Below are 17,372 nucleotides of genomic sequence, written 5' to 3'. Positions count from 1 at the left end.
CAAGGAAATCCCTCCCATGAAATCCGCATCGCTCGCGATGACGGCGTGGCTCTCTTTCGCCTTCATCGCTCCAGGAGCCCAGGCTCAAACCCAGAAACAGACCCCTCCGCGGTCCCTGCTCGTGGCCGCCGAGAGCAACTCCATGATCTGGAACGGCGTGGCCGTCGCCGAAGGAAACACTTTCGTCAGCGGCCCGCGGTGGACCGGCTCGAAAGGCCCGGCGCTGGCCAGACTGGACGCCAAGGGCCGGCCCAAACCCTATCCGGACGCCAGTTGGAATGCCTGGAAGCCTGGCGATGATCCGCGCAACGTCTTCGTGAACATCAATGCCATCCACCGGGACCCGTCCGGAGATCTGTGGGTGGTGGACACCGGTGCGCCCGACTTCGGCGGAAATCCGCTGCCCGGTGGCGCCAAGGTGGTTCGCATCTCCTTGAAGACCCACCGCGTCTCACGCATCTACCCCTTCGGGCCGGAGGCAGCCCAGGAGGGCAGCTACATCGATGACATCCGATTCAACGGTCGCCACGCCTATCTGACCGACGCTGGCCGACCCGGGCTCATCGTGCTCGACCTCGAGACGGGGAAGACACGCCGGGTGCTGGACGGTGTGGCGGCGACCACGGCCCGCGCCGACCGGCCCATCGTGCTCGGCGGGCAGACCGTGAAAGCCCCCGACCGCTCGGACCTGAAGGTGAACGCGGATCCGCTGGAGCTCAGCCCCGACGGCCACTGGCTCTACTTCGCCCCCTTGAGTGGCCCCTGGTCGCGCATCGAGACCCGCTGGTTGGATGATCCGAGCATCCGTCCCGAGGCACTCGCCGCCCACGTCGAGCCCTGGGCCGACCTGCCTCCGGTGGGGGGCACGGCCATGGATGCCAATGGCGATCTCTACTTCACCAACCTGGCGCAAGACGCCCTCCAGAAGCGGACGCCGGACGGCCGGATCGAAACCGTGATCCAGGATCCGCGCCTCCACTGGGTCGATGCTCCCGTCATCGACGAGCAGGGCTTCATCTGGCTGCCCGTCCCGCAGATGGATCGGGTCGGCCTGTTCAACCAGGGCCAGTCGAAGACCGTCTGGCCGGTAAGTCTCTACCGCCTTCGGATCCACTGAGGGCCAGGGGGGTGCACCCCGGTGCCACGCTCCCTCGAAATGGGGATGTCACGGGTATATCGGCCCTGGTAATTTAATCTGGTTTTACTGGTTAACCCACCCCCAACCCCCAGAGCCTCATGAAGATCACGAAGAAAACCAAGAACATCAGTGCCGCGGTCGGTGTCTCACTGCTCGCCTTCGCGCTGGTCGCGGAGGCCGCCGTCATCTTCCACAACACCGGCACCCTCTCCGGCTGGAACTCCATCAACAGGGAGCACAATGGCTCCGTGAACGAGGTGACGAATGTCACCTACAACGGCCCGACCGCCATCAAGGTCACGCAGATCTACGACCCCTCGTACAACGGCCGCTATCACTCGGAGGTCGTGAAGAACAACGTGTACCATCGCGGAGACACCGGCTTCTACGGCTTCGCCTTCCGGCTGCAGGCCGACTGGCAGTTCCAGCCCCAGTCTTTCAACATCGCCCAGTTCATCGCGGACTTCTCCAACACCGGCTGCGACGACTACATGCCGTCCAGCATGGTCTGGATCTCGGGCAATCAGCTCTTCACGCGCGTCAAGCAGGGCACGGTCTGCGCTCAGAAGACCGTCACGTTCGGCAATCTCGCCACCGTCACCGCGGGTGAGTGGCACAAGATCGTCATCCAGGCGAAGTGGGCGAGCGACGGCACCGGCTTCTACAAGCTCTGGTATGACGGCACCAAGGTCCTCGAGCAGTACAACCTGAGCACCACCGTCGCCGACGACCGGTACTTCCAGTTCCGCGTCGGTCTCTACGCGAATGGCTGGTACGACGACGGGTACATGCAAGGCAGCCAGGGGACGCGCAGCATCTGGTTCGACGAGATCGGCGCGGGCACGACCTTCGCCGAGGCCGACCCCGATCAGTGGTAGTCCCGGCCCGGGCGTGACGAAGGCCGGGGACGCCCTCCGGAAGGCCCTCCTGGGCCTCTGGCGTGGGGTGGCCGCATCTCCCCCCACCCCACCGGAGGCACCGCCGCGGCGGCCGTGCCCGGCGGGCCTGCCGCCGGGCATCCTCCGGCCCTTCAGAGGGTACGCCACCTCATGACACATCCCGGGAAGGCGCTTTTGACGGGGTTCTTGGGCCGATGTTATGAGCACCTACATGGATGATCGCAGTTCGCCGCCCGTGACGCTGGAAGAAGTTGCCCGTCGTGCCCGCGTCTCACCGAGTACAGTGTCGCGCATCCTCAATGGCACCGCCCGCGTGAGTGATAGCAAGCGTCAAGCCGTGGAGCAGGCCATCGCGGACCTCCAGTACCACCCCAATGAGATCGCTCGGGGACTGGCGCTGGGTCACACCATGTCGGTGGGGGTGATTACGCAAGACATCTCCAGCGCCTTCTATAACGAGACGCTCAAGGGGATCGAGGACAGCCTGGCCGAGGCCGGCTACTCGCCCTTGTTCGTGAGCGGGCACTGGAACGCGACCAAGGAGATGGAGCGCATGGCGTTGCTGGTGGCGCGCCGCGTCGAGGGCGTCATCGTGCTGACCGGCGCGATCGACGACGAGACCCTGCTCAGCTACGCGAACCGCGTGCCGCTCGTCATCACCGGACGCGACCTGCAAGGCCCCAACGTGCTCAGCATCCGGCTCGACAACGAGCAGGCCGCCTTCGAGGCCACCTGGCATCTGATCCAGCTGGGCCATACCCGCATCGCCCACATCGCCGGGCCCCAGGAGCACATCGATGCCCGGGAGCGCCTGGAGGGCTACCGCCGCGCGCTGAAGAAGGCGGGCATCCCCATGGACGATCGCCTCGTCGCCTACGGCGACTTCCACGAGGGCAGTGGTCTGCTGGCGTTGAACCAGCTCCTGGCCACCCGCCTGAGCTTCACCGCCCTGTTCGTCGCCAATGATCAGATGGCCTATGGCGCCCGCCTGGCGCTGCACAACAAGTCCATCCGCGTCCCCGAGGACATGTCGCTGATTGGCTTCGATGATCTGCCGGGCTCGCTCTACACCACCCCGCCGCTCACCACCGTGCGTCAGCCGGTGTACGACCTGGGCAAGGTCGCTGGCGAGGCGATGCTGCGGATGATCGCGGGCAAGAAGGTCTCCATGCCGGACCTGCCGCTGCAGCTCATCGTACGTGAATCGACCACGAGGAAACGCGGCTGACGACTCGGGCATTGACGCATCGCGACATCGCGAATTGAAAGCGGTTTCACCTTCAACGGTGCCGCGATGCAAAACAAGACGCATGGCGTCATCATCTGCCCGGCCGCGTCAACCCCTTGGAGTGTCCACTACCGAGCAGATGCCCCGCTCTGCCTGCCTTTCGCACAAAGCAGCCATCACTTTTTGAAGGCGCTTTCAAAAGAATGCTTTACTCGCGGGATAACCTGCTTTAAATCTATTCTTGGAAAGCGCTAGGTGGCCTCGAGCTGAACTCGAGGTGCCTTGACGCAGCGCGAAACGCGAACTTGAAAGCGCCATCAGGCGTCCCGTCCGCGAATCAGGCCGGGTTCTCCTCATGCGGTGAAGGAACACAACTGGACGTGACGTTCCGCGCGGCTCGAATCCGAGTCGGCGCGATGCCCGTGTCTTGCCCAGGCCCTGACAGTCTGAAGTTTCTCGATACGAGCGGTCCTCTCTCCCCAGGAGACAATGCAATGATCAAAAAGCTGGCATCCACGGTTTCCGCCCTGGCCACCGCGGCGGGACTCTGCGCGGTCATTCCAGGTGTGGCCGAAGCGGCGACGCCCATTTCCCAGGCGAACACCACCATCTTCGGCCCTCGCGTCTACGTCTTCGATCCGACGATGGCGGCGACCGACATCAACAATGTCGCCAACACCGTCTTCACGAAGATGGAGGCCAATCAGTTTGGCACCGACCGGTATGCACTGCTCTTCAAGCCGGGTGCATATAACGTCACCTTCAACGTGGGCTTCTACACTCACGTCGCGGGTCTGGGACAGAATCCCGATGACGTGAACATCAACGGCGGGGTGAACGTCACCGCGAAGTGGATGCCCGCCGCCAACGCGACCTGCAACTTCTGGCGCACCCTCGAGAACTTCGCCGTCACCCCGTCCAACGGCATCACGCGGATCGCCGTTTCGCAGGCCGCGCCCCTGCGGCGTCTGCACGTCAAGGGCGAGCTGCACCTGTTCGAGTTCGACGAGAACTGGAACGCCGGCTGGGCCAGCGGCGGATTTCTCGCCGACTCCCTCGTGGACAGTACCGTCGTTCCCGCCTCGCAGCAGCAGTGGCTCTCCCGAAACAGCAAGTGGGCGAGCTGGTCGAACGCCGTGTGGAACATGGTGTTCGTGGGCAGCGTGAATACGCCGACGGGGAATTTCCCGGAGCCGGCCTACACGGTCGTCGACAGGACGCCGATCATCCGGGAGAAGCCCTACCTCTACACCAGCGGCGGACAGTATTACGTCTTCGTCCCGGCCCTGCAGACCAATACCCAGGGCGTCAGCTGGGCCGCCGGTTCCACGCCGGGACAGTCGCTCCCCATCTCCCAGTTCTATATCGCCCGTCCGGAGACGGACAGCGCCGCGAGCCTCAACAGCGCGCTGAGCCAGGGCAAGCACCTCCTGTTCACCCCGGGCATCTACTCGCTCAATGACACGCTTCGCGTCAACAACGCCAACACCATCCTGCTCGGCATTGGCGTTCCCTCGCTGATCCCGACGAGTGGCACGCCGGCCATCAAGGTCGCCGACGTGCCCGGCGTGAAGATCGCGGGCATGATCCTCGAGGCCGGTACGGTCAACTCCCCCAGCCTCCTGGAGGTCGGTCCCACGGGCAGCTCGCTCGATCACTCGGCCAACCCGACCTTCCTCTATGATCTGACCGTCAGGACCGGCGGTGCGTTCCCCGGCCGCAACGACGTGGGCATCACGATCAACAGCAACAACGTCGTGGGTGACCAGCTCTGGCTGTGGCGCGCGGACCACGGAGAGAGCGCCTACTGGAACACCAACATCACGAAGAGCGGCCTCGTCGTGAACGGAAGGAACGTCACGATCTACGGCCTGTTCAACGAGCACCACGAAGAGTACCAGACGGTGTGGAACGGCAATGGCGGCCGGGTGTACTTCTACCAGTCCGAGATTCCCTATGACGTCCCCAACCAGGCGTCGTGGATGAACGGCACGGTGAACGGGTACGCGTCGTACAAGATCGCCAACTCGGTGACCACCCACGAGGCGTGGGGCGTGGGTGTGTACTCGTACTTCCGTGACGCGGCCGTCAAGCTGCACACCGCGATCGAGGCGCCCAACTACCCGGGCATCAAGATCCACCACATGACCACCATCTGGCTGAATGGAATGGCTGGCAGTGAGATCACCCACGTGATCAACAACACCGGTGGCCGGGTCTACGCCAACTCCCCCGCCGAGGCCATGAGGCAGACGGTTGCCGAGTACGTGGGCACGGGGACGCCGCCGCCGACCGACACCCAGGCGCCGACCACTCCGGCGAACCTGTCGGCCACGGCCGCTTCGAGCAGCCAGATCAACCTGACCTGGAGCGCATCGTCGGACAACGTGGGCGTGACGGGCTATGACATCTACCGCAACGGCACGCTCGTCGGCACGTCGACCACGACGACGTACAGCAGCACGGGGCTGACGGCCTCGACGGCCTATAGCTTCACGGTCAGGGCGCGGGATGCGGCCGGCAACGTCTCGGCGGTCAGCAACACCGCCAGCGCCACCACGCAGTCGGGCAGCACCGGCGGCAGCAACGGCACCGGCACCGAGTGGACCTACGGCACGAGCACCGTCAGCTCCACCCAGGCGCTCGTGTGGTTCAAGCCCACGGGCTTCACGGCGAACTACGTCATCGTGCACTACAGCTACCCGGGCCTCGGGCAGCAGAACGTCACCATGACGTACAACAGCGGCACGGGCCGCTGGGAGCACACCGTGTCCGGCCTGGGCTCGGGTCAGACGCTCACGTACTCGTACACCTACAACAAGAACGGCGCGCAGTACGATTCTCCGAACTACACCTGGACCAAGTGATGGCTTGACGCAGTCTCGACATCAGCGGCCCACTCCCCCGAGCAGCTTCGCGGCGGGAGTGGGCCGTTTCATTTCCGCCTACGTGCGGGGGTGCTGGGACGGTAGCCGGACCCGGAAGGTCGAGCCGGCTCCTACCTGGCTCACCACCTCGATGTCCCCGCCGTGGGCCCGCACGATGCGGCGGGAGACGGAGAGCCCCAATCCGATGCCGGGGATCTCCGCGCTCGAGTCCTTGCTCCGTCTGAAGGGCTCGAAGATGTGCTCGTACTCGTCGGGAGGGATGCCTATGCCTTCGTCGGAGACGGAGAGCATCACTTCATCCTGGGACTGAGTGAGCAGCACGCGCACGAGGCCTCCCCGAGGCGAGTACTTGATGGCATTGCTCAGGAGGTTGGTGAGCACCTGGCTGAGCCGCGTCGGATCCCCACGCACCGGAACGGGCATGTCGGGCACGGAGAGCTCGATCTGGTGCTGCTGGCTCGAGGGCCGGTGGAGCTCGATCACCTCCGTCACGAGCTCGCGCAGATCGCTGTCCTCCAGGCGGAGCTCGAGATTGCCAGCCTCGATCCGGGTCTGCTCCAGGAGGTCTCCCACCATGCGATCGAGCCGATCGAGCTGCGTGGAGATGCGGACCAGTGACTCCCGGACCTTCTCTGGCGGAGGCGGCGTTGGCGCCCGGATGAGGAGCTGGACCGACAGCTTGAGGACATTGAGCGGGTTGCGCAGATCGTGGGCGACGCCCGCCAGGAACTGGACATGCCGCGCGTCCTGGCTGCTCAGGGTCTCGGCCATGTCGTTGAACTCGGCGGCCAGCTCGCGGAGTTCGCGGACTCCCACCTGCGCCAATCTCGACTCCCGCTGTCCGGACTTGAAGGCCGCCAGCGCCCGGCGGATCGACAGGAGCGGCAGATAGAGGCGCGTGCGGGTGGCGGCGAGGACGACTGCCACCCCCATCACGATCCCTATCGCGAGCAGTCCTCCGATGAGCCTTGCCGCGTCGCTCACCCGTGCCGCCTCTTCGCGGACGGCACGTGCCCGCTCGATGCTCGACATGGACACGGCCTCGGCGGCCTCGATGGCATCCCTCAACCTGGACAGCCGCTCCTGAGCTGGAGCGCGAAGGTATGCCTCGACCTGGCGGCGGACATTCTCGAGCAACGCCCGCTCCTGGACGGTGTCCGCGTACGGATCGATCTGCTCCAGCTGCTCCGAAACCCGGCGGCGCGCCTCGTCCACGCTGACAGGCGGCCCTACGTCCGAGGCATGGATGCTCGCGAACTCCTGGACCACCTGGAGCAGGAAGAGGGAGTGTGACAGCCGTTCGGCGGAGTGCACCCTGTCAATGGAGTCGCTCAGGCGCGTGGTCTGCGACTGGAACTGGGTGCTCATCCAGAACAAGCCAGCCGCGGAACCCAGACTCAGGAGCGCCAGGAGGACCGCGCCGATGAGGAAGAGGCTCCGCAGCCGCATGACGACGACCTCCGGGAGAAAGCCACCACCATACCGATACCTGCTGGCGTGGGCTCATCCCGGAGCGCCGAGTGACGAATTCTGGAGCATGGGCGAGGTGGCGTGGCTCGGTGGCGCCAGTCGTCGCGCCGGTCCTTCCGCTCCTCGGGGAGCCAACAGATTTCGTGGAACCCGACTCTTGGGGTAAGTAGTCCGACCTCACCTCGCGGGAGAGATGCAGGCATGGGCGACACACCGAAGTGGAGCGGAGGCAAGCTGGGGCGGTACCACATCCGCAAGCGCTACCGGAATACCGGCTCGGAAGTGGGCCGCATCTACGAGGCGCACAACGTCGAGACAGGTGCCTTCGCGCTGGTGGTGAGGCCGGGACGGGCGGGGACGTGGCGTCCACGAACGCCGTGGACCGTGCGCGTCACGGCAGATGCCGACCCTCCGTTCCTGGCACTGGAGGTGGAGCACGCGCCCAGGGCGGAGGCCTTGGCCCTCTCGGAACTGACGCGGATGTTCATCAGGCTGTCGGGCGCGCTCGCCTGTGTCGATGAGCGAGCGGATACGGGAGCGCACCTCAATCGAGAGCCCTTGTCACGGCCTCCCAGGCGAGAAGCCTCACGCAAGAAGTGGCGGCGCGTGGGGGTTGGAGCACTCGCGGCGGTGGCGCTCGTACTGGCGGCGGTGACGCTCTGGCCCCGTTCTCCCGGGTCTACCGACAAGTGGAGTCCCGGAGAGGCCAAAGCCGTGTGGAATGAGCCAGTGGCCTGGGTCGATCTGCAAGACGACACCCAACCCATCATCGGCTACCCGATGCCGAGCGCCCCTTTCGAGGGACAGCGAAAGCCGCCCTGCCTCAAGGGAACGGAGGTGGAGATCCACGGAGGATGCTGGGTACTGCTTGAGGCCAAGGCCCCCTGTCCCAGGAGCACGGCCGAGTTCGACGGCAAGTGCTACATGCCCGTCAGACAGAAGCCCCCGGAGCCGCGCTCGCTGCAACCATGAAAGCGCTCGTGATTCGATTGAGCCACTCCCTTACCGTGAAGGGAGGATGCGGATGTCCTCCGGGAACACGGGGTCCACTTCGTACTCGCCGAGGAACTCTCCGCTGAAGCCCTGGATGACGACGCGCTGCCCCTGCTCGAGCTCGCTCACGTCGATGCCCGTGCCGGCATTGACGAACACGAAGGTGGGACCGGTGCCGTCATCCACCGCGAACTTGTATCCGAAGGGAGGGTCATCCTCGATGTCGCTGACGATGGTCCCCCTGATGCGGACGAGGCGGCCCTCGGTCTCCTCGCTCACGTCGCCGGTCTTCACGGGGCGGGGCCGGGGCTCGTGCGCCTCCCCCAGCACCTCGATGGACGTCGGTGCCACGCTGAGCACCTGCCCGAAGGAGTTGGTCAACGTGCCCGTCACACGGACCACCTGGCCGACCGCGATGTTCGCGTCGAGCGAGTCGAGGATGTAGATGCCGACCTTCTTCTCCTGGATGGCGAAGCCATTGTCATTGGGAAAGAAGGCTCCCGTGAATGACGTCGCCACCCCTACCACCGTCACGGTGGTGCCCAGGGGCTGTTGGCGAGCGGCGGCGATGGAGCCGTCCGGGGGCATCGCCACGACCGGGCCAGGAGCGGCAATGGCCACCACCGCGAGCAGCACAGCCAGTCCGACCCTACACGGCATCCTCATTGCGGCCATGACGTGCTCCTGGTTCTGCTTCCCGGAGGAAGCATTGAGCGCCAGCACTGCATGGCGCGTCTGTGCTTCTACAAGGAAATCCACGGGGTGACAGTCGTACCCGGGTCGCACGGCGCATGTCCCATCTCGGACGTCCTCACCCTCTTCCCGCGCGCGGTGTTCGCCCTGCAACACCGGAGGGCACGGCGGCAAATCCAGCCGGCTGGCGAAGCCCGGCCTCGGAGCATCTCTGATCGTTGTTGGCGGCTTCACTGGCGCGCGGCCCGGCCAACGGTTCATTGCGAGTGTTTCATGTGGTTGACGAAGGAGACGCACTCCCCCTGATTCTTGAACTTCGGGTTGGTGAAGGTCTGCCAGCCGCCGTTCTTGCACTGGTCTTCGTCCGTCGGCCCCTGCGTCCTGACCGCGAAGGCGATATAGAACGGGCCGCTTCCGACCAGCCCGGTCGGGATGGTGGCTGTCACCGTATTCGTGGCCGTGCTGATGACCGAGACGGTGGCGTCGCTGTTGTTCACCACGTAGACGGAGGCGCCGTCCGGCGTGACGGCGACTCCGTACGGGTTTGACCCGACGGGGATGGTGGTGACGACGGTGTTGCTCGCGGTCGCCAGCACCGCGACGGCGTTGCTACCCGCGATCGACACGTAGCCGGACGCGCCGTTCGGCGTGATGTCTATGTCGATGGGAAAACTCCCGACCGAAGGGGTGGCGGTCACCGTGTTGGTCGCCGTGTCTATGACCGAGAGCGTGTTGTCAAAAGGATTCGTCACGTAGGCGAAGGCCCCGTCAGGCGAGACGGTGACGTCTTGCGGGGAGTTTCCGACTGGCACGGTGGCGATGACCGTGCCGGTCGCCGTGTCGATCACCGAGACGGTGTTATCGACACCATTCACCACGTAGGCACGCGCCCCGTTCGGCGTGATGGCGATTCCTCGTGGATTGGCGCCGACCGGGATGGTGGCGACGACGGTGTTGGTGCTCGTATCGATCACAGAGACCTCGCCGCCAAAGACATCACCATCCGCCACGTAGGCGAAGGCCCCGTTCGGCGTGACGGCGACTCCTAATGGAGTTGCCGCAAGCGGCACGGTGGTGATGACGGTGTTGCTCGCCGTGTCGATCACAGAGACATCGGTGCCGCCGAAATTCGCCACGTAGGCACGCGCCCCGTTCGGCGTGACGGCGATTCCAGCCGGACCTGACCCGACCGGGATGGTGGCGGTGACGGTGTTGGTGCTCGTGTCTATCACCGTGACCGAGTTGTCATAACCGTTCGTCACGTAAGCCTGAGTTTGGGCGTGGGCCGTGGCCGCGCCGAAGACCGCGAGAAACAACGCCAGCGTCGCTACTCGAATCGTCGCGCCGAGGAACAGCTTTGAAAACTTCCGGGTCAGTTTCGTCATGATTGATTTCTCCTTTGTGGTGGTGGTGCGCACGGCGGGCGGCTACCGCTACTGCTCGAGGCCAAGGCCCCCTGTCCCAGGAGCACGGCCGAGTTCGACGGTAAGTGCTATATGCCTGTCAGACAGAAGCCCCCGGAGCCACGCTCGCTGCAACCATGAAAGCGCTCGTGATTCGATTGAGCCACTCCCTTACCGTGAAGGGAGGATGCGGATGTCCTCCGTGCATCCTCATTGCAACCATGACGTGCTCCTGGTTGTGCTTCCCGGAAGAAGCATTGAGCGCCAGCACTGCATGGCGCGTCTGGGCTTCTACAAGGAAATCCACGGGGTGACAGTCGTACCCGGGTCGCACGACTCATGTCCCATATCGGACGTCCTCACCCTCTTCCTGCGCGCGGTGTTCGCCCTGCAACACCGGAGGGCACGGCGGCAAAACGTGCGTGGCTCGTCGCGGAGACGATGGAGGACTACAACCTCCCGATGAACCTCACTCCCTGGAGAGGGCGATGAGCGACGGGCGGTCCTGGGATGGCAACTGGAGGGTCCGCCTGTATGAGCGGGTCCGCGAGCGTGGTTATGATTCGCTCACTGCCTTCGCGGAGGCGCGCCCCACGGCCTCACCACGCCACCACCACCCGGTTGGCGACCACGCGGTCCCGACGATGAGTTGTTGCGCACGCTCCTGCCAGACGAGGAAGTCTGACTCAGGAAGCGGCATCCGGCGTGGCCGTCGTCACGGGGGGCTTGGGGCCTGACTGCGGCTCCACCGTCACCCGCACCACGCGCGGCCCTTCCACCTCTTCGACCTGGATGCGCCACATGTCCAGCTTGAGCGCATCCCCCTTCTCCGGAATGCGCCCCAGCTTCGCCATGAGGTAGCCGGCGATCGTCGTCACCTCGACCTCGTCCTCGACCTCGAACGAGACGTCCAGGCGGTCCTCCAGGTCGTCCAGCTGGGCCGTGCCCGGCAGCTCGAAGCGTCCGCCCGGCAGCGAGCGCACCTCATCCATGCGCCGCCCCAGCTCGGCCACGTCGCCCACCACCTCGGCCACCACGTCCGCGATGGTCACCAGCCCCGACGTGCCGCCGTGCTCGTCCACCACCAGCGCCGTCTGCCGGCGCCTCCGGCGGAACTCGTTGAGCAGCTGCTCCAGCGTCACGTGCTCCGGCACGTACAGCACCGGCCGCTGCACCTGCGACAGGCTGCGCAGCTCGCCCCTGGACAGCAGGAAGAAGAGGTCCTTCACGTTGACCACCCCCTCCACCGCGTCCATGTTCCCCCGGCACACCGGCAGCCACGTGTGGCCCGCGGCTCGAGCGTCCGCCACGCACTTGTCCAGCGGCTCCTCCATGTCGAGGAACTTCACCTGGTTGCGCGGCACCATCACCTGGCGCGCCGTCTTCTGCGCCATCTCCAGCGAGCGCTCCAGCAGCTCCGCGCGCGACGTGGTGATGGCCCCCGCCTGCGCCGAGCTGTGGAGGATGACACGCAGCTCCTCCTCGCTGTGCGCATCCTGCGACTCGTGCGCGGTGCCCAGCCCGAAGGCCTTCAGCACCCAGCCCGCCACGCCGTTGAGCAGCCAGATGGCCGGGTAGAAGACGAAGTAGAAGACGCGCATCGGCAGCGCCACCGCGAGCGTCGTGTCCTCGGCGCGCTGGATGGCGAAGCTCTTGGGCGCCAGCTCCCCCACCACGATGTGCAGGAAGGTGATGATGGCGAAGGCAATCGCCACCGCCAGCGAGTGCGCCAACGCCTCGCCCGCCGCCGGAGGCACCACCCGCGTCAGCACCGGCTCCAGCAGGTGCGCGAACGCCGGCTCACCCAGCCAGCCCAGGCCCAGTGACGCGAGGGTGATTCCGAATTGCGTGGCGGACAGGTAGGCGTCCAGCTTGTCCACCATCTTCAGGGCCACGCCGGCACCCGGACGGCCCTCGTCCACCAGGGCCTGCAGCCGGGTATGACGGACCTTCACGATGGCGAACTCGGTCGCCACGAAGAACCCGTTCGCGATGACCAACAGGAGCGCCAGTCCGAGGAAGATCCATTCCATAGTTCAGACGCTAGAAGAGCGCGTCGAACTCCGGATCGCCCTTCAGCGAGTCGAACATCGTATCCGTCGCCAGCCACCCCTGCACCTTCTGGCGATCCACCGTCACCGCCTTCTGCAGGAATGCCAACGCATCCGCCCGGCGGCCCCAGAGCGCGTACAGGGCGGCCAGGTTGTAGTTGAGCAGCAGATCCTCGGCGTTGAGCGCCTTGGCCTTCTCGTACGAGCGCTCGGCCTCCGCGTAGAAGCCCTTCTGGGCGTAGCAGATGCCCAGGTCCAGGTGCGCCTCGAAGTTCTCCGCGTCCAGCCGCACCACTTCCTTCAGCTGGGTGATGGCCGAGCGGTAGTCCCCCTCGTCCATCAGCAGCGCGGCGAGCTCGTGCCGGGGGAAGGCATCCTGCGGATCCAGCTCGATGGCCGTCTGCAGCTCGCGCATCGCGTCCTCGATCCGGCCCTGGTCCGCGTACGTGAGGCCCAGGTTGAGGTGCGCGTCCGGGTACTCGGGATCCAGCTCGATGGCCTCGCGGTACTCCGCCACCGCCATCTCCCCCGCGTGCGTGGAGAGGAAGCAGGCGAGGTTGTAGTGCGCCGTGGGGCTCTCCGGCTCCAGCTTGAGCGCCGTGAGGTACTCGCCCAGGGCCTCGCGGAAGAGCTTCTTCTCCGCGTAGACGGTGGCGAGGTTGTCGTGCGCGTGGGCGGAGTCCGGATCGAGGTCGATCGCCTTCTTGAACTCCTTGATCGCCTCGTCGAGCCAGCCGCGATCGGCCAGTTCGATGCCGCGCGAGTTGTGCTCGTCGGAAGCTACGATGTTGTCGTTTTCCCGGGCCATGAATTCGCGGGGCAATCTACGCGCCGCCTCTCTCGGGGCGCAACGAAGAGTGATCCCTCCCGCCGAGGGCTCGGCGGGTCCACCCCCGGGCTAATCCAGCGCGGGAAAGGGGTGCTCGCCCCCTCCCCTGGTCTCCAGGGGAGGAGGCAGGCATGAACTACTTGCGGCGCTCGCGGGCGCGGCGGCGCTTGAGGGCCGCCTTCTTGGAGGAAGCGCGGTTGGACAGCTTCTTCTTGCTGCGATTTCCCTTCTGGGCAGGCATCTTCTGGTACTCCGTATTAGCGGAAGTGGGCCGCACTGGCGGCAGCGAACCGCCCTTTTTTCACGCTCCCGGCCCGGAAGTCCACGGAATTTCTTGACCCCGTCCGGCCTTGCCAGGGGCCAGACAACGGGGCACAACCCCGACCCCAGACCGATGATTGACAAACTCGAAGAGGTGGAGCGCAAGTTCGAGCGCCTCACCGCCGACCTCTCCAACCCGGACATCATCTCCGACACCGCCAAGCTGCAGCGGGTCTCCAAGGAGCGCGCCGGCCTCGAGAAGCTGGTCGACACCTTCCGGACCTACCGCAAGGTGCTCGCCGACCTCAAGGAGGTCGAGGCCTGGCTCGGCAGCTCGGACCCCGACGAGAAGGCCTACGCCCGCGAGGCCCTCCCGGGCCTCAAGGAGCAGCGCGAGGAGATGGAGGGTCAGCTGAAGATCCTCCTGCTGCCCAAGGACCCCAATGACGAGAAGAACGTCATCCTCGAGATCCGCGCCGGCGCCGGCGGAGACGAGGCCGGCCTGTTCGCCGAGGAGGTCATGCAGATGTACCTCCGCTACGCGGACCGCAAGGGCTGGAAGGCGGACATCCTCGACATGAGCCCCGGCAGCGTGGGCGGCGTGAAGGACGTCACCATCACCCTGTCGGGCGACGGCGTCTACAGCCACCTGAAGTACGAGTCGGGCGTGCACCGGGTGCAGCGCGTGCCGGCCACCGAGGCCCAGGGCCGCATCCACACCTCCACCATCACCGTGTCGGTGATGCCCGAGGCGGAGGACGTGGACATCAAGATCAACCCGGCCGACGTCGAGATGCAGGTGATGCGCTCGACGGGCTCGGGCGGCCAGAGCGTGAACACCACCGACTCCGCGGTGCGCCTCATCCACAAGCCCTCGGGCATCGTGGTGAAGTGCCAGCAGGAGAAGAGCCAGACGAAGAACCGCGCCATGGCCGAGCGCATGCTGCGCGCCAAGCTCTATGAGATCGAGCAGGAGCGCATCCGCAACGAGCGCGACTCCATGCGCCGGGGCCAGGTGGGCACGGGCGACCGCTCCGAGAAGATCCGCACCTACAACTTCCCGCAGGACCGGCTGACGGACCACCGCATCGGCCTCACGGTGCACAACCTGCCGGCCATCATGTCCGGCGGGGTCGAGGACGTCATCACCGCCTGCCGCACCCACTACCAGGCCGAGGCCCTCAAGCAGCAGGTGGGCGGAGGCCCCGGCAACGGCGCATGAGCGATACCTGGACCATCCGCAAGGTCCTCACCTGGACGACCCAGCACTTCGAGAAGCGTGGCGTGGACGCCCCCCGGCTCACCGCCGAGGTGCTGCTCGCCCACGTGCTGAAGACGACCCGGGTGCGCCTGTACGTGGACCTCGACCGGCCGATGGAGAAGACCGAGCTCACCACCTTCCGCGCCCTCATCGAGCGGCGCATGGCCGGTGAGCCCACCCAGTACCTCACCGGCGTGCGGGAGTTCTACAACCGCCCCTTCAAGGTGGACCCGCGGGTGCTCATCCCCCGGCCGGAGACGGAGCTGCTCGTGGAGGCCGCCCTGCACCGGCTGCCCAAGGACGCGCCCGGCACCGCGCTGGATGTGTGCACCGGCTCGGGCTGCCTCGCCATCAGCCTCGCGGCCGAGCGGCCACAGGCCACCGTGCTGGCCACGGACCTGTCCCCGGACGCCTGTACGCTGGCCCGGGAGAACGCCCAGGCGCTCGGTGTGGCGGAGCGGGTGACGGTGCTACAGGGCGACCTCTACGCTCCCCTGCCCCCGGACGCCCGCTTCGATGTGGTGGTCTCCAATCCCCCCTACATCGCCACCGGGGAGATCGCCGGCCTGTCCCCCGAGGTGCGCCGCGAGCCCCGCATGGCGCTGGACGGCGGACCGGACGGGCTGGTGCTCATCCGCAAGGTCGTCCAGGGCGCCCGCCGCGTCCTCAAACCTGGCGGGCTGCTTGCAATGGAGATTGGCGAGACGCAGGGCGACGCCGTGAAGGCCCTCCTCCAAGCCGCGGGTTACGACGACGCGCGGGTGGAGAAGGACCTGGAGCGGCGGGATCGCCTCGCTTTTGGGACACAGCCCGTGGCCATCTAGCCACGGGAAGAGACGGAACTGATGGACAAGATCATCGTGAAGGGTGGCCACCCGCTTCAGGGCGAGGTGAACGTGTCGGGAGCGAAGAACGCGGCGCTCCCCATCCTCGCCTCGGCGCTGCTGGCCGACGGCAAGAGCGTCTACCGCAACGTGCCGGACCTGGCCGACGTCGTCACCATGCTCAAGGTGCTCGACACCATGGGCTGCCAGTCGGCGAGGCTCACCGGCCGCAAGAAGGACGTGTGCGAGGTGTCCGTCGAGGGGCCCATCACCCCCGAGGCCCCCTACGACCTGGTCAAGACGATGCGCGCCTCGGTGCTGGTGCTCGGCCCCCTGGTGGCCCGCTTCGGCCGGGCCCGCGTGTCCATGCCCGGCGGCTGCGCCATCGGGGCCCGCCCCATCGACCAGCACCTCAAGGGCCTCAAGGCCCTGGGCGCCGAAATCACCCTCACCGAGGGCTACGTCGAGGCCAAGGCGAAGCAGCTCAAGGGCGCCACCATCAACTTCGACCTCATCACCGTGACGGGGACGGAGAACGTGATGATGGCGGCCGTGCTGGCCAAGGGCCGCACCGTGCTGGAGAACTGCGCGCGCGAGCCCGAGGTGGAGGAGCTCGCCCGGGTGCTCAACAAGATGGGTGCCCGCATCGAGGGCGCGGGCACCTCCGTCATCACCATCGACGGGGTGGACTCGCTCAAGCCGGTGGACCACGCCATCCTCCCGGACCGCATCGAGGCGGGTACGCTGATGGTGGCAGCGGCCATCACCGGCGGTAACGTGCTCGTCAAGCACGCCGTGCCCGAGCACCTGGAGTCCGTCATCCTCAAGCTGCGCGAGACGGGCTGCACCATCACCGCCGAGGAGCACGGCCTGCGGGTGAAGGCCCCCAAGGTCGTCACTTCGGTGGACGTGAAGACGACCGAGCACCCCGGCTTCCCCACCGACATGCAGGCCCAGCTCATGGGACTCATGACGGTGGCCAGCGGCACCTCGGTCATCTCCGAGAGCATCTTCGAGAACCGCTTCATGCACGTGCCGGAGCTGCACCGGATGGGGGCGGACATCACCATCCAGGGCCACACGGCCGTGGTGAAGGGGGTCAAGAAGCTGTCCGGGGCGCCGGTGATGGCCACGGACCTGCGCGCCAGCGCCTCCCTCGTCCTGGCCGGCCTGCGCGCCGAGGGCAAGACGGAGATCGCCCGCATCTACCACCTGGACCGGGGGTACGAGCGCCTGGAGAACAAGCTACGCAAGCTGGGGGCCGATATCCGCCGTGTGAAGGCCTGAGACCCCGGCCCGGGGGGTGGCCGGAGTTGCTGGCGTGAACACATCTGCGCAGTCGGGTTGCATCCTAAAATTCATGCGACCTATCATTCTCTGAACGTCCGGGGAGCAAGCCGTCCCCGGACGAACCCCCACGGGAGCTCGACTCCC

Annotated in this window: 13 protein-coding genes and 1 pseudogene; 9 read left to right on the top strand and 5 right to left on the bottom strand. The window is 66.2% G+C overall.

Features of this window, described 5'->3' with window-relative positions:
• Nucleotides 1-16: 16 nt before the first annotated feature.
• The 4 genes from JRI60_RS18890 (at nucleotide 17) to JRI60_RS18875 (ending at nucleotide 6,132) form a co-directional block, all read left to right on the top strand.
• The gene (locus JRI60_RS18890) at nucleotides 17-1,117 is read left to right on the top strand and encodes an L-dopachrome tautomerase-related protein (RefSeq protein WP_204227253.1); all 1,101 of its coding nucleotides are present in this window, start codon (nucleotides 17-19) and stop codon (nucleotides 1,115-1,117) included.
• Nucleotides 1,118-1,236: 119 nt separating this feature from the next.
• Entirely contained in the window at nucleotides 1,237-2,016 is a 780-nt protein-coding gene (locus tag JRI60_RS18885; protein WP_204227252.1) for a polysaccharide lyase, read from the top strand.
• 232 nt (nucleotides 2,017-2,248) lie between these two features.
• On the top strand, nucleotides 2,249-3,265 hold the full coding sequence (locus JRI60_RS18880; protein WP_204227251.1) for a LacI family DNA-binding transcriptional regulator: 1,017 nt from the start codon (nucleotides 2,249-2,251) through the stop codon (nucleotides 3,263-3,265).
• Between the two features lie 494 nt (nucleotides 3,266-3,759).
• On the top strand, nucleotides 3,760-6,132 hold the full coding sequence (locus tag JRI60_RS18875) for a fibronectin type III domain-containing protein (protein WP_204227250.1): 2,373 nt from the start codon (nucleotides 3,760-3,762) through the stop codon (nucleotides 6,130-6,132).
• 78 nt (nucleotides 6,133-6,210) lie between these two features.
• Here the strand turns inward: JRI60_RS18875 and JRI60_RS18870 are convergent, their stop codons facing one another.
• On the bottom strand, nucleotides 6,211-7,602 hold the full coding sequence (locus JRI60_RS18870; RefSeq protein WP_204227249.1) for a sensor histidine kinase: 1,392 nt from the start codon (nucleotides 7,600-7,602) through the stop codon (nucleotides 6,211-6,213).
• A gap of 222 nt (nucleotides 7,603-7,824) precedes the next feature.
• Between JRI60_RS18870 and JRI60_RS18865 the strand changes: the two genes are divergently transcribed.
• The gene (locus tag JRI60_RS18865; RefSeq protein ID WP_204227248.1) at nucleotides 7,825-8,595 is read left to right on the top strand and encodes a protein kinase; all 771 of its coding nucleotides are present in this window, start codon (nucleotides 7,825-7,827) and stop codon (nucleotides 8,593-8,595) included.
• Between the two features lie 30 nt (nucleotides 8,596-8,625).
• On the opposite strand, the gene JRI60_RS18860 is transcribed toward JRI60_RS18865, so the two are convergent.
• Together JRI60_RS18860 and JRI60_RS18855 are read right to left on the bottom strand one after the other, a co-directional pair.
• Nucleotides 8,626-9,291: a hypothetical protein gene (locus JRI60_RS18860; RefSeq protein ID WP_204227247.1), complete on the bottom strand. Its 666-nt coding sequence runs from the start codon at nucleotides 9,289-9,291 to the stop codon at nucleotides 8,626-8,628.
• A 275-nt stretch (nucleotides 9,292-9,566) separates the two neighbouring features.
• On the bottom strand, nucleotides 9,567-10,694 hold the full coding sequence (locus JRI60_RS18855; RefSeq protein WP_204227246.1) for a beta-propeller fold lactonase family protein: 1,128 nt from the start codon (nucleotides 10,692-10,694) through the stop codon (nucleotides 9,567-9,569).
• A gap of 506 nt (nucleotides 10,695-11,200) precedes the next feature.
• Between JRI60_RS18855 and JRI60_RS53450 the strand changes: the two are divergent.
• Nucleotides 11,201-11,397, top strand: a pseudogene (locus JRI60_RS53450) (hypothetical protein).
• 1 nt (nucleotide 11,398) lies between these two features.
• Here the strand turns inward: JRI60_RS53450 and JRI60_RS18850 are convergent.
• Nucleotides 11,399-12,745, bottom strand: a complete 1,347-nt coding sequence (locus JRI60_RS18850) for a hemolysin family protein (RefSeq protein WP_204227245.1) — start codon at nucleotides 12,743-12,745, stop codon at nucleotides 11,399-11,401.
• Nucleotides 12,746-12,755: 10 nt separating this feature from the next.
• Nucleotides 12,756-13,571 (bottom strand): tetratricopeptide repeat protein, encoded by an 816-nt coding sequence (locus tag JRI60_RS18845; RefSeq protein ID WP_204227244.1) that lies wholly within the window; start codon nucleotides 13,569-13,571, stop codon nucleotides 12,756-12,758.
• 415 nt (nucleotides 13,572-13,986) lie between these two features.
• Here JRI60_RS18845 and prfA point away from each other — a divergent pair, with 415 nt between their 5' ends.
• From prfA to murA, 3 genes are read left to right on the top strand one after another with little or no spacing between them, the layout of a single operon-like run.
• Complete coding sequence (gene prfA, locus JRI60_RS18840) at nucleotides 13,987-15,075, top strand: peptide chain release factor 1 (protein ID WP_204227243.1); 1,089 nt, start codon at nucleotides 13,987-13,989, stop codon at nucleotides 15,073-15,075.
• Entirely contained in the window at nucleotides 15,072-15,938 is an 867-nt protein-coding gene (gene prmC / locus JRI60_RS18835; protein WP_204227242.1) for a peptide chain release factor N(5)-glutamine methyltransferase, read from the top strand. The genes prfA and prmC overlap by 4 nt, the downstream gene beginning before the upstream one ends.
• Nucleotides 15,939-15,959: 21 nt before the next feature.
• The gene (gene murA / locus JRI60_RS18830) at nucleotides 15,960-17,225 is read left to right on the top strand and encodes a UDP-N-acetylglucosamine 1-carboxyvinyltransferase (RefSeq protein ID WP_204227241.1); all 1,266 of its coding nucleotides are present in this window, start codon (nucleotides 15,960-15,962) and stop codon (nucleotides 17,223-17,225) included.
• The last annotated feature ends 147 nt before the right edge of the window (nucleotides 17,226-17,372 follow it).

The organism is Archangium violaceum (assembly GCF_016887565.1).
GTDB classification, from domain to species: Bacteria; Myxococcota; Myxococcia; order Myxococcales; family Myxococcaceae; genus Archangium; species Archangium violaceum_B.
This window is presented reverse-complemented; position numbering and strand designations above follow the sequence as displayed.

What these genes read in the sequence shown, in the direction of transcription:
- JRI60_RS18850 (WP_204227245.1), bottom strand. Translation starts at nt 12,745, where the DNA reads ATGGAATGGATCTTCCTCGGACTGGCGCTCCTGTTGGTCATCGCGAAC.
- JRI60_RS18870 (WP_204227249.1), bottom strand. Translation starts at nt 7,602, where the DNA reads ATGCGGCTGCGGAGCCTCTTCCTCATCGGCGCGGTCCTCCTGGCGCTC.
- JRI60_RS18855 (WP_204227246.1), bottom strand. Translation starts at nt 10,694, where the DNA reads ATGACGAAACTGACCCGGAAGTTTTCAAAGCTGTTCCTCGGCGCGACG.
- murA (WP_204227241.1), top strand. Translation starts at nt 15,960, where the DNA reads ATGGACAAGATCATCGTGAAGGGTGGCCACCCGCTTCAGGGCGAGGTG.
- JRI60_RS18875 (WP_204227250.1), top strand. Translation starts at nt 3,760, where the DNA reads ATGATCAAAAAGCTGGCATCCACGGTTTCCGCCCTGGCCACCGCGGCG.
- JRI60_RS18885 (WP_204227252.1), top strand. Translation starts at nt 1,237, where the DNA reads ATGAAGATCACGAAGAAAACCAAGAACATCAGTGCCGCGGTCGGTGTC.
- prfA (WP_204227243.1), top strand. Translation starts at nt 13,987, where the DNA reads ATGATTGACAAACTCGAAGAGGTGGAGCGCAAGTTCGAGCGCCTCACC.
- JRI60_RS18880 (WP_204227251.1), top strand. Translation starts at nt 2,249, where the DNA reads ATGGATGATCGCAGTTCGCCGCCCGTGACGCTGGAAGAAGTTGCCCGT.
- JRI60_RS18865 (WP_204227248.1), top strand. Translation starts at nt 7,825, where the DNA reads ATGGGCGACACACCGAAGTGGAGCGGAGGCAAGCTGGGGCGGTACCAC.
- JRI60_RS18890 (WP_204227253.1), top strand. Translation starts at nt 17, where the DNA reads ATGAAATCCGCATCGCTCGCGATGACGGCGTGGCTCTCTTTCGCCTTC.
- JRI60_RS18860 (WP_204227247.1), bottom strand. Translation starts at nt 9,291, where the DNA reads ATGGCCGCAATGAGGATGCCGTGTAGGGTCGGACTGGCTGTGCTGCTC.
- JRI60_RS18845 (WP_204227244.1), bottom strand. Translation starts at nt 13,571, where the DNA reads ATGGCCCGGGAAAACGACAACATCGTAGCTTCCGACGAGCACAACTCG.
- prmC (WP_204227242.1), top strand. Translation starts at nt 15,072, where the DNA reads ATGAGCGATACCTGGACCATCCGCAAGGTCCTCACCTGGACGACCCAG.